At 43.7% G+C, this 14952-nt stretch carries 13 protein-coding genes and 4 pseudogenes; 5 read left to right on the top strand and 12 right to left on the bottom strand.

Annotated elements, in window-relative coordinates; all coding sequences use genetic code 11:
• Positions 1–717: 717 nt before the first annotated feature.
• The 3 genes and pseudogenes from nhaA to CS022_RS02530 form a co-directional block, all read right to left on the bottom strand.
• Positions 718–1970, bottom strand: a pseudogene (nhaA, locus tag CS022_RS02520) (Na+/H+ antiporter NhaA).
• Between the two features lie 225 nt (positions 1971–2195).
• Complete coding sequence (locus tag CS022_RS02525) at positions 2196–2663, bottom strand: hotdog family protein (RefSeq protein ID WP_129121133.1); 468 nt, start codon at positions 2661–2663, stop codon at positions 2196–2198.
• A gap of 97 nt (positions 2664–2760) precedes the next feature.
• Positions 2761–3282 (bottom strand): NUDIX hydrolase, encoded by a 522-nt coding sequence (locus tag CS022_RS02530; protein ID WP_129120958.1) that lies wholly within the window; start codon positions 3280–3282, stop codon positions 2761–2763.
• A gap of 212 nt (positions 3283–3494) precedes the next feature.
• Here CS022_RS02530 and CS022_RS02535 point away from each other — a divergent pair.
• Positions 3495–4819, top strand: a pseudogene (locus tag CS022_RS02535) (DEAD/DEAH box helicase).
• 469 nt (positions 4820–5288) lie between these two features.
• Here CS022_RS02535 and CS022_RS02540 read toward each other — a convergent pair.
• On the bottom strand, positions 5289–5807 hold the full coding sequence (locus CS022_RS02540; RefSeq protein ID WP_129120959.1) for a hypothetical protein: 519 nt from the start codon (positions 5805–5807) through the stop codon (positions 5289–5291).
• 214 nt (positions 5808–6021) lie between these two features.
• Here CS022_RS02540 and CS022_RS02545 point away from each other — a divergent pair, with 214 nt between their 5' ends.
• Both CS022_RS02545 and CS022_RS25780 read left to right on the top strand, forming a co-directional pair.
• Positions 6022–7506, top strand: coding sequence for an SgrR family transcriptional regulator (locus tag CS022_RS02545; RefSeq protein WP_235869204.1), 1485 nt, complete (start codon positions 6022–6024; stop codon positions 7504–7506).
• Positions 7503–7748 (top strand): hypothetical protein, encoded by a 246-nt coding sequence (locus CS022_RS25780; protein WP_235869205.1) that lies wholly within the window; start codon positions 7503–7505, stop codon positions 7746–7748. The genes CS022_RS02545 and CS022_RS25780 overlap by 4 nt, the downstream gene beginning before the upstream one ends.
• Before the next feature lie 17 nt (positions 7749–7765).
• On the opposite strand, the gene CS022_RS02550 is transcribed toward CS022_RS25780, so the two are convergent.
• The 3 genes and pseudogenes from CS022_RS02550 to msrP all read right to left on the bottom strand — a co-directional run bounded on the left by CS022_RS02550 (position 7766) and on the right by msrP (position 10163).
• Positions 7766–8413 carry a hypothetical protein gene (locus CS022_RS02550; RefSeq protein ID WP_129120960.1) on the bottom strand — a complete coding sequence of 216 codons (648 nt, stop codon included), beginning with the start codon at positions 8411–8413 and terminating at the stop codon, positions 7766–7768.
• Between the two features lie 81 nt (positions 8414–8494).
• Positions 8495–9145, bottom strand: a complete 651-nt coding sequence (gene msrQ, locus CS022_RS02555; RefSeq protein ID WP_129120961.1) for a protein-methionine-sulfoxide reductase heme-binding subunit MsrQ — start codon at positions 9143–9145, stop codon at positions 8495–8497.
• A pseudogene (msrP, locus tag CS022_RS02560) lies at positions 9145–10163 on the bottom strand (protein-methionine-sulfoxide reductase catalytic subunit MsrP). Before msrP ends, msrQ begins: the two are co-directional and overlap by 1 nt.
• Before the next feature lie 162 nt (positions 10164–10325).
• Between msrP and CS022_RS02565 the strand changes: the two are divergent.
• Positions 10326–10736: a hypothetical protein gene (locus CS022_RS02565; protein ID WP_129120962.1), complete on the top strand. Its 411-nt coding sequence runs from the start codon at positions 10326–10328 to the stop codon at positions 10734–10736.
• 46 nt (positions 10737–10782) lie between these two features.
• Positions 10783–11724 (top strand): L,D-transpeptidase family protein, encoded by a 942-nt coding sequence (locus CS022_RS02570; protein WP_328590303.1) that lies wholly within the window; start codon positions 10783–10785, stop codon positions 11722–11724.
• Positions 11725–11846: 122 nt separating this feature from the next.
• Here CS022_RS02570 and CS022_RS02575 read toward each other — a convergent pair whose 3' ends face one another.
• From CS022_RS02575 to CS022_RS02595, 5 genes and pseudogenes are all read right to left on the bottom strand, one after another.
• Positions 11847–12152 carry an Lpp/OprI family alanine-zipper lipoprotein gene (locus tag CS022_RS02575; RefSeq protein WP_129120963.1) on the bottom strand — a complete coding sequence of 102 codons (306 nt, stop codon included), beginning with the start codon at positions 12150–12152 and terminating at the stop codon, positions 11847–11849.
• Between the two features lie 216 nt (positions 12153–12368).
• Positions 12369–12823 (bottom strand): annotated as a pseudogene (locus CS022_RS27085) (copper chaperone PCu(A)C).
• Between the two features lie 29 nt (positions 12824–12852).
• Positions 12853–13428 (bottom strand): SCO family protein, encoded by a 576-nt coding sequence (locus CS022_RS02585; RefSeq protein ID WP_129120964.1) that lies wholly within the window; start codon positions 13426–13428, stop codon positions 12853–12855.
• Complete coding sequence (locus tag CS022_RS02590; RefSeq protein ID WP_129120965.1) at positions 13425–13871, bottom strand: hypothetical protein; 447 nt, start codon at positions 13869–13871, stop codon at positions 13425–13427. The genes CS022_RS02585 and CS022_RS02590 overlap by 4 nt, the downstream gene beginning before the upstream one ends.
• A gap of 154 nt (positions 13872–14025) precedes the next feature.
• Positions 14026–14949 (bottom strand): DUF368 domain-containing protein, encoded by a 924-nt coding sequence (locus CS022_RS02595; protein ID WP_129120966.1) that lies wholly within the window; start codon positions 14947–14949, stop codon positions 14026–14028.
• Positions 14950–14952 lie beyond the last annotated feature (3 nt).

Raw genomic sequence — 14952 nt, forward strand, 5'->3', positions numbered from 1 at the left:
CCTGTTCTCTTTCCTTATTCAGTGATATCGCCTATTCATTTTTCTTTCTGGCCAGCTTTGTTTATCTAACATCCTGAAAATATTGAGTTAATAATTGATGTGAACTTGCATTTTTGATGGTTCACAAGTCCATATGTATTTTACTTTCAACCTTGAAAGTAAAATTACATAGAGGTGTGGGAATATCATTTAAGTAAATTGAGTTGTGGCTCACAGCTGATATAGAGCGTCAAAAATTTGAATAAAGCACTTCAAAATAAACTAATTAAAACAATGAGTTATTCATGTTGATTTGTCTGTGGATAAAATTCGTTATCCACAAATTTAGTTGATAAGTAGTGGTTTAATCCCTTGGAGGTAGGTGGGTCAAGGGGTGATAAAATGTCAACCAGACTTTTAATCAACGAATTAAAGCCGAGAAGATTTGCGGAATGAAATGAAAGAAAATACGAAATAAATTTCAAATAGATATTTTCGTCATCTTAAAAAACAAGTGCTAATCAAAACGACGGCAGTATACAGTTTATCATACTTTAAAAGGAGGGCCTATTTCGCAAAATCAAATATACATCTCATTGAGTACGCTAAATCCAGATACACAGAGAAACGAAGTCGCTGGTGATGTTGTTTGAAGGGTTTTGAGCGTCTTTGGAGGGAGCTTTAGGTAAAAGCTGTCGTCACACGCAGTAACGACAGTTAACAAAATGACTGGTTCGCCTAGTTGACCGAGTTAACCTCTGCGACTTTTTCGGCGGGCTGCTGATCGGTAGGAGATGATTCATTCATCGGCTTGTTGGTTACTACTGGGTATCTGTCGAATACTGCTTTAAGCGTGAAGTATCCAATGAACGCAGAGGCCAGTGAGCCAATAAAAATCGCTATTCGAGACGTGTTGATCAACTCGGGACTTACTGTGGATGGAAAGGCTAATGTCGCGATGAATATCGACATGGTAAAACCAATTCCGCACAAAATTGAAGCACCGAAAACATGTCCAAAGTTGAGCCCCTGCGGCGGGCGGGCGATACCAAGTTTTGCAGATAGCCAGCAAGCACCAGTTACCCCAATGGGCTTACCCAAAATAAGGCCAAGCGCAATACCCATTGGTAGAGGCTGGAGCAGGCTTTCAGTATTGAATCCGGCGAGCGGGACGCCTGAATTGGCAAAGGCAAAAAGTGCAGTATTAAAAAATTACTCCAAGGGGAAATTCCATGCTCGAGGTTTTTAAGCGGCGAGCGTTTTCCTGTTGTGCCAAGAGGAACAAGAAAACCAAGAATCACACCAGCGACTGTTGCGTGTACACCTGACTTGAGTACTGCTACCCAAAGCACCGCGCCAACCAACATATATCCGGTCAAACGAAGAACGCCTTTTATGTTCATGTAATAGAGGACAAGACATGATACTGCTGCAACCGCAAGCGAAACCAACGACAAATCAGAGCTAAAGAATAGTGCGATAATTAACACTGCGCCCAAGTCGTCAATGACAGCTAACGCGAGCAGGAAAACTTTTAAGCTAACAGGCACACGTTTGCCGAAAAGCGCGAGCACGCCAAGGGTGAAGGCAATATCAGTGGCTGACGGTATTGCCCAGCCAATCATGTTAGTGCTGTTGTTAAAATTAAAGGCCGTAAATATGAGTACAGGGATAATCATGCCGCCAATGGCAGCGATGACAGGAAAAATAGCCTGTTCTTTTGTTTTGAGAGAACCTTCAACGAGTTCTCTTTTTACTTCGAGCCCGATAAGCAAAAAGAAAATGGCCATTAATCCGTCATTGATTAGCAATAACATATCTTTATCGATATTCAGTGCGCCAATTCTTATCTGAACGGGGAGCTCTAAAAAACTGAGGTAATGGTGCGCGAGGGGGGAGTTAGCAACGAGAAGCGCAGCGAACGCCGTAATGATAAGAACGATACCCGGTGCGGTATCTTGCTGAAAAAAAGCTTTTAGTTTCTTGGTAATACTCACAGTGTACTCCTGTAAAAACCTGTCCTGCCTATAAATTTAGTCCTTAAGTAATTTATTCAGCAAAACGGACTTAACGTTTCAAAAACTAAAGCCGGAATTACGGGTAAGAAACCAAGGTGACACCCAAATTTATGGGTGTAAAACTCAACACATGGCGCTCAAATGTTGAGAGGAGTCACTTATCTAGTGTTCTTGCTGTCTGATAAGTGCCCGAAATAATTATTTTTTTATTGCCTTTAAAGACAATGTTAAATGTATGACGGCCATTGGTTCGTCACCATGTAATGTAGGACAAGTCGCCACAATTTCAACGTCTTTGTTTATTCTTTGTCCCGTCCTAAATGTTTCTTCAAGCATATTGTCAATGACATCTCCTTGATCACAAGTGAAGACAACATCTGCTTCAGGGCGCTTTAGAAATTCACCTTTCATTGACTTAAATGCTAACGAGACCTTTTTGTTTTCTTTGCGTGTTTTGTAATACGCTAAATAGCCGCCTGCAATATCTGCTCCTACAGCTAACGCCCCCATGTACATACTGTTGTGGTGGTTTTTTGTACGTCTGGTAAGGGGGAGCATAATTTGAACTTTTTGTTCGTCAATGTAGATCAGTTTACTTTTGCAGTAAGAGATCATCGGTATTTTGGCCAACGAAAAGATCTTTAGCTTGAGGTTTTCAAGCCACAGATGTGACTTCTCAGGCTGTACATTGGTTTCCTTCGATAGTGTTCCTTGCGGCACGTTAGTTTACCTCCTATGTAAATTGCGCATCTCGCGCTTGCATTTATTGCGGTATTAGCCCTTTAAGAGTAGCCAATGTGAATGCAGTGATGGTTTTGCAGTCTGTAATTTCGTTGTCACGAATTAATTTGCTCACTTCATCCACTGACAGCGATATGACGTCCAAATATTCGTCGTCATCTGGTTGACCTGATTTGGGCGCGAGTGATGAAGCAACGTAAAGGTACATCTCTTCGTCACAAAAGCCCGGCGCAGGATGTATTGCGCCCAATTCGGTCCAGCAATCCGCTACATGTTGCGTCTCTTCTTGCAGTTCCCTTTTTGCACATGCTATCGGAGACTCATTTTCCTCAATTGTTCCTGCCGGAAACTCGAAAATCCAACGATCGAGAGCGGGGCGGTACTGTCTCAATAAAAACAAATGATCCCCCTGGATAGGGACAATGAGAGCGGCACCTGGGTGTCTAACTATCGTTTGCTTTGCTGTTTTTCCGTCTGGAAAATCAACAGTATCTTCACACAAACGGAATCGCTTCCATCTGTGTATAGTTTCAGATTGAGCCATGCTACTTTCCTTTCGTCATACTGTAAGGTTTGAACTTGAGACTACAGGTGGAAAAACTTACGCAGATAATCAGTAAACTTGTGATCAAACACTCTAATTTGACTCATTAAAGCACTATTTGTGGTACACTCCGCGCCATTCAACAGCAGCCTGCGCTGCCTGTTTCAACATATAACCACATATCGTGAAGACACAAGCACTGGAGCACTACATTGCAATTTGAAGACTTGAATTTAGACAAACGGCTGATGAAGATGATTGATCACCTTGGGTTTCAACAACCCACGGAGATACAGCAACGAGCAATTCCTGTCGTTTCGGCAGGGAAAGACTTATTAGCCTCATCTAAAACAGGTTCTGGGAAAACATTAGCCTTTCTTCTTCCTGCTCTTCAACGCATGTTTCGTGCTAAAGCATTTAGCCGCAGAGATCCTCGAGTCGTTATACTTGCTCCTACCAGAGAGCTGGCGAAACAAGTATACGGGCAACTTCGTCAACTGGTGTCTTCTACACCCTACAAAGCTGTTTTGATTTTAGGTGGAGAAAACTTTAACGACCAAGCGAAAGCGTTTAGGAAAGAGCCTGTTTTTGTCGTTGCTACGCCGGGACGCCTCGCTGACCATCTTGAACATCGCCATCTAAGTCTTGAGGGGCTTGAAATGCTTATCATGGATGAGGCCGACCGTATGCTTGACCTCGGTTTTGCGCCTCAGCTCAAGGCAATTCATGACGCAGCCTCTCATCGCAGGCGTCAAACACTCATGTTCTCTGCAACGCTCGACCACCATCAAGTTAATGCCATTGCTGGGGATATGTTGAGTCAACCTAAACGTGTTGCGGTTGGCTTCGCCAATGAAGAGCACAAAGATATCGTACAACGCTTTTTTCTTGTGGACCATTTGGACCATAAGCAGGCCTTGCTTGAAAAGGTCATGGAAGAAGAGTTCCAGCAATTGATGATTTTTACGGCGACTCGTTCCGATACCGACCGATTAGCGAAAGAGTTTGCAGATAAGGGAATGAAAACTGTTGCGTTGAGTGGCGATTTAAATCAAAACCAGCGAAACCGCATTATGGATGAGTTCGAGAGAGGTATCCATAAAGTGCTGGTGACCACAGATGTTGCGTCGCGCGGTTTAGATATTACCAATGTGTCGCATGTTGTGAATTTTGATATGCCCAAACACGCGGAAGAATATGTTCATCGTATTGGACGTACTGGCCGAGCCGGCAACAAGGGTTTTGCCTTTTCTTTTGTTGGACCAAAAGATTGGAACAGCTTCAAGAATGTTGAGGCATTTTTGTCTCAGAAAATTTCGTTTGATGTGTTTGAAGGGCTGGAGGCTAAGTTCAAAGGCTCGTGCCTAAGAAAAAGAAATTCTCTGGTAAAAAACCTTCGACCAAGAAACATGGTAAGAAAAAGCCATCGACAGAAAATTCAGCACCTAAGAAGAGAAACAAGAGTTTTTACCAAGGTGTTTCTGTTGGTGAACAGGTGTTTATGCCTAAAAAGGTAAAGAAAGCCTCTGAAGAGTAGATAAATGTTCATTTCGGCGAATGCTGAGAAGTTTTTTTCGCTGTTATGAGCGGTTTTGTTGCTTAAATGTTGCAAAAATAGGCGTTTCACTCTGTAAATGATGAGATACAGGGCACTTCTTCGAGATTGGTCACATCATCCCCATTCAGGGGTGATTTGATGATTACAACACTTTAGAATTACGCCGAGATTTAGGGGCATTCTCGCCCCCAAACTTTAATCAATTGTGTTGAATATGGAGAGATGAGCGTGGAAACGGTTTTGGTAGTTGCTTTTATTATTATTGGGTTGTTGATTGTGCGAAAAGAGCGTGCTCAAAGACAATAAGAATTCAAAAAGGCGCTAAACAACTTTTGAAAATCACTTTTTACCTGTGTTTCTATGCCTTACAAATACAAGCTTCAAAAAAATGCCTGCCTCGTCCAAGACAAGTCAGGCATTTTTTATTCCATCCAAGAAGGATTTTTCCCTATTGTTGGGAAGTGAGAATTATTGAATCTGCTCTAATTTGCTGGTAGATGTGAGCAAACATCGAATCTGTGTAGTCAGTTGATGCACCTGTAACATCGTAAATACCGCAATGCCACTCGTTGCTTTCTATTGAGCAAAACAGCATACCACTTGCAACAGGCTTTCCATCTTCAGTTGCAATGTATAGCGTTATCTCTATATCGTCGGCTTGTGTTTTATCTGACTGAGAAAGTTGAGCAAAAAACTCGAGGATGTTTGGTCTATTCTCTTCACTGTAGCTTTGGCTTTGAGTGACAGCGTAACGAACCATCAGAGGGTGACAATCAACAAGGTGGAAAGACAAGTTATTTGTTAACGTCTTATTAGATATGCCAGTTGGCACGGGTGTCGTTTCTTTGTCTGCGTATTGCTGATAGCCTAAAAGGCTCTCTTGCGTCGGGTATTCTGCATCCTTTACATGGCTTGCCATCCACGCCTGTTTCTTATTGAAATGGCTGTCTATCGATGTATTTGCCATAAACTTTCCGTGGCTCGAATTCCACGACCTCTCTTCATAATTAGGCTTAAAGATATTAATGAAGCTGCGCCAAATAACAATGAATAGGAGATCAAAAGCTCAATTTATGTGCGCTAAATGAAATAACAGCCTGATATTTCGAGAAACAAACCTATTTTGAGTTAAAATAGAGGAAATTTTGTTCTCGAATATCGAAGTCTCAGGTTCCTCTTTTATGTCAAGTCAGCGATTGCAGACACAGTTTAGTCGGATTTATGGTCATTTTGGCGGAGAAGACAGTGAAACTTCGCTTCAGCACATGGCTGATGTTCTCGTATGTACCCGAAGAAATGCGAGAATGGTCCTTAATAAAATGGCGGAAAAGGGATGGCTGACGTGGGAACCTGCAGTTGGTCGGGGCAAGCTAAGTAAACTGGCATTCCACCGCAGTACATCAGATTTACAACAAAATCGCCTGCGAAAATGGGTCAGTGAGGGAAAACTGGAAGCAGCGCTGGAGGCATTGGACAATGATGCAGTCAGGCTTGCTCAATTGATTCAGGAGTTATTGGGCGCAAAAGTTCAAGAAGGGAAGCAAATCATTCGACTTCCTTATTACCGCGCTTTTCATAGCCTCGATCCATCAAAGCCATTGCGGCGATCCGAAAATCATATAGTACGACAGATTTTTAATGGCCTGACGCGGTTCAACGATAAAACAGAGAAGTTAGAGCCTGATTTGGCCCACCATTGGCAGCAGTTATCTCCAACGCACTGGCGGTTTTTTATTCGTCCTGCTGTGTTTTTTCATGACGGTAAACGATTGAGAGAGCGAGATATCATCTGGTCGTTGGATGCATTACGCATCCACACCTATTTTTCCCATGTTGACCGTGTCATGTCCCCAAGCCCAAACGTTATTGATGTCTTGCTTACTCGGCCAGATAATTATTTTGCGGAATCTTTGGCTATGCCCGTTTCATTTATTCGTTCGCAGGAGGCGTCAGCGAAGAAGGACGCCGAACGTGTTCCCGTTGGCACTGGTGCATACAAAGTATCAGAAAACTCTGAACGGAAATTGGTTCTCGATGCGCATGATCAATTCTTTGGGTTTCGGGCACTGACAGATACGGTTGAGATTTGGGTGTTAGGTAATGTAGCAATGTGTCAGCTTCAGCCTAGTGCTTCTTTGCACCCGAGTGCGCTTGATGCGAGACGGAATACCTCAGGTATCATTAAGGGGCAGAGAATGGCTCTTGATGAAGGGGCTAACTTTCTGCTATTGAACCGACGGTCAGGGTTAGCGAAAGATCCAAGATGGGCTGCGTATTTTGAGACCGCACTATCGCCCGTCTCTATGCTTCCAAAATTGACGGAAGCGGGAGCAGGGGATTACCGATTAAGTCCTGCCTATGGCTTGTTGCCGGGTTGGATACATACACCTGTCGTCAACGATATCCATGAGGCTCCTGGCGTAACGACCGTTTATTTAGGGTATCAGTCTGAACACCCTCTATACCCCATCATGGCTCAGGTGATTAAAAATCGACTGAAACACGATCATATCAACGTAGAAATTATGGTGCTGGAAAACGAGCAAATGCGCTCTGGTAAAGATCTCAAGAAGATAGATATTTGGCTCGGTGGAGTTAGCTCGGTAATCAACGAACGGACTCTTTACTGCAATGGATACTCTGTTTTGGCCTGTTTTCAGCAATGATGCCTGAGAGTGACTACGAAGATATTATGCGTGATGTCGATCGATGGCGAGCCAGTGACTTATTTGACTTTCATGGCGAGCAGCTTGCAAGAATGTTGGTGGAGAAAAAGCAACTCTTACCGCTTTATCATATTTGGCTTGGGGTAATTGACGATACTGATCTTGAAAATGTCGCGCCAAATGCTGTGGGTTGGTTTGATTTTAAATCTGTTTGGCAGAAGCCTACGACCAAAGACCTATAGCAAATAAACGATTGGGACTAGGGAGTCGGTGATGGCTTCAGGTCAAAGCAGGCTGACATCAACATGTATTTATAGATAGTTTCATCGTCCTTCAGCCGTTTTAAGGGATGAAACAACCGAAAGTCACCGTTCATTAGTGCGCATTCTTGCTCGATATCTTGTGATAGGCAACTATCGCTGGGTTGTATCTTAATACCTTGCTTGTGGTAATTTTCTGCGTCTGCCGGCATATCGCCTAACCACCAACTAGCCAGTGTTTTGCTTGCCATGGTTCTGTCAAACCAATGGTCAGAAACAAGCAAAAGGCGAAAGTCCGCATCCTGTGAAAATTCAAGCTTTTCCATCGACCATTGTATGTCAGTGATCAGCGCATGCCTGCAACCAGTCCCTGAACTAACCATCCTGTGCCCAATGACGTACAGCTGATGAGTGCCACCATCAATGTGGAATATAGGTAGTCTGATATGTTCAGAAGTCTCAAGTTGAGTTAGAGAAGCATAAATGCTTTGGTCATGGAGCGTGCTGACAATACGGCGAGACAAAGCCTTGCCAAGGTGAATATCACGCATGCCACGGTTATGAATGGTTGGGTAATGGTTTTCACAAAGCTTACGGCAATCCGCCTCGAAGCCCTCCAAACTTTGTGAGATCACATCGTCCAGCAAACATATCTCCAGAAAAAGTTGTAACTACATAGATTTAACGGAAGTATGGCAAAATTTTCAGGAAAGTGACATATTGCAGCGTTATTGGGGCTTCACTCTTGCGTTATATATCAGCTTTTGCAGCGGTGATAGGAGGCTTTTTGACCAGTTCTTAATGTTTCGCCGTCTCAGCGTCAGTAAGACCAGCGCAACGATGATGTAGATTGATGGTTCAATCAGCTCTGATTTTGACGACCAGTAAAAATGTACTGGAACCAGCAGCATTGCAGCGTAAACCCAGTTGTGAAGCGATTGCCACTTCCTTCCCAAACGACGTTGCATACCTTTGGTTGATGTAACGGTTAAAGCGAGCAATATCAGCCATGCTACAAACCCAACCGTGAGGAATGGCCTTTCAATAATTTCGCTGATGAGTAAACTCACGTTTAGCGCCAAATCCAAAAAAGCATAAACGCAAACGTGTAATGTCGCCCATACGAAGCTATAGATACCCGCAGGCCGCCGAACCTTGATTAACAGCCCAAGCTTGAAGTAGCGAGACATCGGGCTGATCAATAATGAAAACACCAAACTGTTGAGCGCAGCAATTCCTGTAAACTTGGTAAGCCCTTCTATCGGATCTGCACCAAAGCCTCCCATTAGCGTGAGAGCAACCAGCTGGGCCAAAAATCCCAGCTGAATGATATGGAGAAAGGTGCGGATAATAACCGTATGTCCCTGTGTAATTCTCATTAAAACTTCCTGGTTAGGTCCATACCTTTATAAAGGCTGGCTACTTCCTCAGCATAACCGTTGAACATGAGTGTTTTTTGTCTAGTGGAACTAAATACAGCACCTTCACCGATAAAGCGTTCAGAGCTCTGACTCCAGCGAGGGTGGTCAACTTCAGGATTTACATTGGCATAAAAACCATACTCGTGACTTGCGAGAAGGTTCCATGTGGTTGGCGGCTCTTTTTCTAATAAGTGGATTTTAACGATAGATTTGATGTTTTTGAAACCGTACTTCCAAGGCACAACAAGACGAATTGGCGCGCCATTTTGAGGAGCGAGAGTCTTACCATAGAGCCCAACACTCAAAAGTGTTAATGGTTCATGGCTTCATCGAGTCGCAGTCCCTCGACATAGGGATAATCTATTCCGCCACCAACAAACGATGATCGCTGACCTGGCATTTGCTCCGGATCGTAAAGTGTTTCGAAGGCCACATACTTTGCGCTTCCTAGAGGGTCTGCTTCTTTAAGTAGCGCAGCAAGTGGGAAACCAAGCCAAGGAATATTCATTGACCATGCCTCAACACAGCGCATTCTGTAACGACGTTCTTCAATCGTAAAACGGGTGAGAAGGTCTTGATAGTTAAGTTTCAGTGGCTTGTTAACCATGCCAGTTACTTCAAGTGACCAGGGGTCGACTACAAAGTTTTGACTGTTATCTACCGGATCATTTTTTCCGGTACCAAACTCATAAAAGTTGTTGTAAGAGAGAATTTTGGATTCCGGAGACATGGTTAAATTTTTTCCATATGGCGTTTTCTTCCCCTGAAGTAACTCTCTTTTAAACGTTGATTTGTCCTTGTTTTCGCTGTCATCAGAGAACAAATCAAACAGGCTGGCATTTGCCTGCTGAGCGACTGGGAGAGTCAACGCCGCAATACCAAGCTTTTTCAAAATTTCGCGTCTGGATTGATAAACTGTTTCCGGGGTCAATGCGCTCTCAGAGACAGACGACTTCCTTCTTACTTTTATAAGCATGTTTAAACCTTTTGTTAGATTTGTACAACTATGACCGAGCAAAAGCCATTTGCTTTCGTAAAGTAGCGTCTCAAAGATGAAAAACATGGCTCGGATCTGGAATTCTTTGTACACGAGAACTAGAGTGACAGTGAATTCACGAGCTATTTTTAGATAAACTCTATGAATAAATTGAGAAACATTTCGGTTTTAGCGATTTTTTCGATGTTCCCGTTTTCACATGCGTCAGCATATCAAAACGTTGTGGGTGTCGCCGTTGGATCACAGGGATACGCAGTAAATTACAACCGGGAAAACTTCAGGCTTTCAATAGCTTTTGATGATTTTTCCGCCGGATTGGACCTGTTGTGGAATATGGAGTGGGCGGGTAACTTTGGCGGTTACTCCTATACAGGTGCGGTTTGGGTGGATGATCCGTTGAAAGAATGGGGCATTAAAACAGGTCTTGGTATTGCAGCACCTATGGGTTCGACCAACATGGAAATGTATGCTGAATATGGACCTGTATGGTACGGAAAAAATAGATCAGACATTGAATTTGAGGGGAGCGTCGGGGTGAGATTTGCCTTTTGATTGATGCGCTTCTCGTCTTGCTGAGAGGGTAGACATAGGAGTTGTTTTGCCGAGAACACATATAGCAAAAGCACTTTGGCAGTCAGCAGTTTGTGCTGTGGTATTGTTTTTACATACATTTTCGGTATCTGCCGTTGAGTATCAGCTGCCAAGCCACGGGAGTCGTATAATAGGCAAGAACCTGACTCACATTACCGAAAAGTCAGAAGATCTTGAATCAATTGCTGCCAAGTACAATGTCGGTTTTCTTGCGCTGATTGCAGCCAATCCGGGTATTTCTCCACATTTAGTTGAACCTGGCACTTTCATCAAAATTCCTCAACAACTGATTCTACCCGTTGTCGATTATGAAGGTATCGTGGTCAATCTTGCCGAATTGCGCCTGTACTATTTTGAGAAAGGAAAAAACAACGTGCATGTTTTTCCTATCGGAATTGGTCGAGTAGGGCGCGAGACGCCATTGATGACGACAAGAATTCGAACCAAACGAGAGAACCCAACTTGGAGACCGACAAAAGAAATCCGCAAAGAGTATCTTGAACGTGAAATCGAACTTCCCGCTGTTGTTCCTCCTGGTCCTGATAATCCGCTTGGTACCCATGCCCTGAGACTCGATTACGGTGCAGGTGAGTACCTTATACACGGAACGAACAAAGACTTTGGTATCGGTCTACGTGTCAGCTCTGGCTGTATACGTATGCGGCCTACTGACATCGTGTGGCTGTTTGATAAATCGCGAGTGGGTGAAACCGTTAAGATAATCAATCAGGCAGTAAAAATCAGCGTGGAGCCGGACGGGGCTGTTTTTGTTGAAGCTCATAGACCACTCTCAAGAACGAAAGAAGAAAGAGATAAGCGCCTTGTTTCGAGACCGGATGATCTGCTCACAGAGTGGCTGGGAGATGATTCGCTGCACGCGAAACGATACCGCGCGACACTTGCGGTTCAGTCAGGCATACCTGTTGAAGTAGGCACCATGCCTCTTTAATAATGCTCTATTCAAACACAATGTTTGAATAGAAAAACAGAAACAAAAAAGGCATCAGTTGATGCCTTTTTTCTTTTCTACACGGCCTTGTGTCACATACTATTTTTTGAAGGCACTGCTAGTTACTTAACATAGCTTTGAGATTTCACAATGCTTTGAGACATCAAGTCGATACGCTCATTCGCACGTGTCGCTTCATCATACGCTAAGTCTGATGTTGCTTTGGCATCGAAGATACCACCTTTCAATGAACCTGCTTCTTCAGAAACCTGCTCCAACTGCTCTGTTAGCTGGTCTACCTGACTCGAGAGCTGATAAACTTTGGCCGAAAGTCCCGCCACGCTTTTCTCCACGCCAGAAGAGCTGGAGCATCCCGCCAGCAGTGCGCAACTTACTAGTGGTGCGAGCGCGAGTAGACGTTTTTTCATAGTGAACCTCATAATACTTGTTAGTGTGCCTGTTACTGCATTGTCAAAAAAATAATGCTACGTCCTGTAGAATGTGTATTAACAGTAGACCCTACCTCGATATTATGACGCCATTCGACTATCAGCGGGCGACTCAAACTTGAAACCCTAAATAAAAACTTTCGTATATCAAACAGTTGATACGACCATTATTTATGCAAAAGTCTCACCTAGTCATCAATGTTTGTGATCTGAGTCCATTGCCATGCCGTTTATAACGGACTTCACAGGGATTACGTACTCCATTACATCCCCACTGGCAAAGTGTAGACTTAGATCAATAGATTCGCCTTCTTTTAGTCTTGATTTTAAATCAAAAAGCATAATATGGAGACCTCCCGGCTTGAGTGAGACATACCCATTTTCCGGGATTTCAATATTTCAACTTTGCGCATTTTCATCATGCCTTTTTCCATAGAATGTCCATGAAGTTCGACACGCTCAGCAGCAGTTGTTGATGCGGATAATAATTGTCGGCTCATCGAACCGTGATTATGAAGTGTTGCAAATATTGCAGAGTTTTTAGCTGAGGGCGCCATTTCACGCGCATAAGCATTATCGAGCATGATATGGGAGCCAGCTTGTGCAACGAAGCTCGAAAGTAGAAGTACTGAAGCAAATATCTTTTTCATTCGTTATCCATCCATGAAATATCACAAATTTAACTATTCGTTGTCCTGTTTATCGCGTCGGCAATGATGGCCGGATTGAGAGTATGCTGAACTTTTTCAATCACACTGCCATCAGAGGAAATGAAGTAAAAATAAGAACTGTGGTCTACCGTGTACTCCATTGCAGAATCTTCAAGTTCAGTGACTTGATAAAGCACACCATATTTTCTTGCTAATGTTTGAATCTGTTCTTGGCTACCGCTGGCACCGAGCAATCGCGGGTGAAAATGTTTTGCATACTGCTCTGCTGCTTCCGCAGTATCTCTATCAGGGTCAAGAGTAATGAATATTGGAGCGATTTTATCAAGTGTTTCGGCCGGGAGAGTCTTCATGGCCGCGGATAAAATGGCCAGAGAAGTAGGGCAAACATCCGGGCAATGTGTATAGCCGAAATAGACTATCCTGACTCGATCATCATTGGGGTCATACAAATTTATAGTGTTGCTTCCGCTTAGGAGTTGTCCCGCTAAGCGTTTGTCTTCAGTTTGCTGATTTTGGTCAAAGTAGAATCTCGCTCCAAGCCCGGCAAATAGTGCAAAGGCAAGTACAAGTAATTTTATCTTCATTGCTGCATCCTAATACTTATAGGAAAAGACATTCCCTGTGATTTATCAGAAATTGAGCCTAACCATGTCATCGAATCTTCCGTGCACATAGGCAAGATAATTTCTGCGGTGAATACGCCGGATTCTTTTTCAGTCAATTCGGTTTTATAAACACCCATTTGCATTTCGTCACCCCTGAGCATCAATGTTGGCTTAATCAACGCTGATTGCGACGTAACAGTTATTAAAGATGAAGTGCTTGGCGTTAAAAACTCAGCATCTAGAGCGATGGTTATGTTGCCAAATCTGCAGGGGACTTCGCCTAAAACGCAGTACTCCTCCAACTTTTTCTGATCGCTACGATTTAGCCATATTCCTAGATCAGGTAATAAAAATCCTACACCGACGAGCAGACTTAGAAAAACAGCGAAGAGCGCATTTTTGAATTGACGCGATGTAAACATAGAAAACGTGATTCAGCATAATCATTAACTAAATCGTAACATGATGCGGAGGAGGCGTGGTTGGTAAGAATGAGAAATTGCTATAGTTGTCAGCTAATTACTGTCAGATAAAGAAAAGGTGGGTCGGAACCCACCTTTCTGATGTGTACGAGATTTAGTCAGCCAGTCTGTGGGCAAGTTTTTCCATACCGACAACAATGCAAAAACCGAGTCCCATCATCATGATGGCGACAGCCAACTCTGAGGGCTGAGACACAACCGTCTCATACGTCCACGGGAGGAGATTCTTTTCGATTAAAGGAACCTGCTCGCCCGCACTGTTAACGCGCCAACTAATTACTTCCTTCCAAGGCCAAATCTTGACCAGTGCACCTATAATGAGTCCGGTTAAAAAGGTCATTGTGAGTTCTCTGTATTTTCTCAATAACCAAGATAAAACATGGGAGAAGCTGAGCAGTCCGACAAGACAGCCTGAAGCAAATATCGCAAGCGTCGCGACATCAAATTGTTTTGCCGCGGACAAGATTGAACTGTACATACCCAATAAAAGTAGAATAAGGCTGCCAGAGATACCGGGCAGGATCATCGCGCAGATGGCGATTGAACCCGCGAGGAACACAGTGAGCGGGTTTACGTCTAGTGTCAGCGGGTTGGCGACAGTAATTTGCCACGCGAAGAACGTTCCCAAAGCCACCATCACAACTTTGCTTATCGTCCATGATTCAATTTGTTTAATCATATGAAGGGCAGAGGCGACGATCAAACCGAAGAAAAATGACCATAAAATAATGGGGTAAGTTGCCAGCCCCCATGTTACTCCCTTGGCGAGCGTGAAGATTGCAATCAAAATGCCGCTGAGTAGAGCCGACAAAAATGAGCCGTTTATGTGCTCCCAAACGGCTTTGAAGCCTTGGTCTCGCCACAAAGGAATGATAGACGGATTAACTCGGCGAATGCTTTCCAGCAATGTGTCATAAATGCCAGTGATGAATGCAATAGTTCCGCCAGAGACGCCGGGCACAACGTCAGCGCTACCCATGGCCATACCTTTAAAGAAGGTAAGCAAATGTTTTTTCATACG

Origin of the sequence: Veronia nyctiphanis (assembly GCF_004116385.1) — a bacterium.
GTDB lineage: Bacteria > Pseudomonadota > Gammaproteobacteria > Enterobacterales > Vibrionaceae > Veronia > Veronia nyctiphanis.

Bases quoted from the DNA above. Each gene is read 5' to 3' on its own strand.
- CS022_RS02530 (WP_129120958.1), bottom strand. From the start codon at position 3,282: ATGGCTCAATCTGAAACTATACACAGATGGAAGCGATTCCGTTTGTGT.
- CS022_RS02540 (WP_129120959.1), bottom strand. From the start codon at position 5,807: ATGGCAAATACATCGATAGACAGCCATTTCAATAAGAAACAGGCGTGG.
- CS022_RS02545 (WP_235869204.1), top strand. From the start codon at position 6,022: ATGTCAAGTCAGCGATTGCAGACACAGTTTAGTCGGATTTATGGTCAT.
- CS022_RS25780 (WP_235869205.1), top strand. From the start codon at position 7,503: ATGATGCCTGAGAGTGACTACGAAGATATTATGCGTGATGTCGATCGA.
- msrQ (WP_129120961.1), bottom strand. From the start codon at position 9,145: ATGAGAATTACACAGGGACATACGGTTATTATCCGCACCTTTCTCCAT.
- CS022_RS02565 (WP_129120962.1), top strand. From the start codon at position 10,326: ATGAATAAATTGAGAAACATTTCGGTTTTAGCGATTTTTTCGATGTTC.
- CS022_RS02575 (WP_129120963.1), bottom strand. From the start codon at position 12,152: ATGAAAAAACGTCTACTCGCGCTCGCACCACTAGTAAGTTGCGCACTG.
- CS022_RS02585 (WP_129120964.1), bottom strand. From the start codon at position 13,428: ATGAAGATAAAATTACTTGTACTTGCCTTTGCACTATTTGCCGGGCTT.
- CS022_RS02590 (WP_129120965.1), bottom strand. From the start codon at position 13,871: ATGTTTACATCGCGTCAATTCAAAAATGCGCTCTTCGCTGTTTTTCTA.
- CS022_RS02595 (WP_129120966.1), bottom strand. From the start codon at position 14,949: ATGAAAAAACATTTGCTTACCTTCTTTAAAGGTATGGCCATGGGTAGC.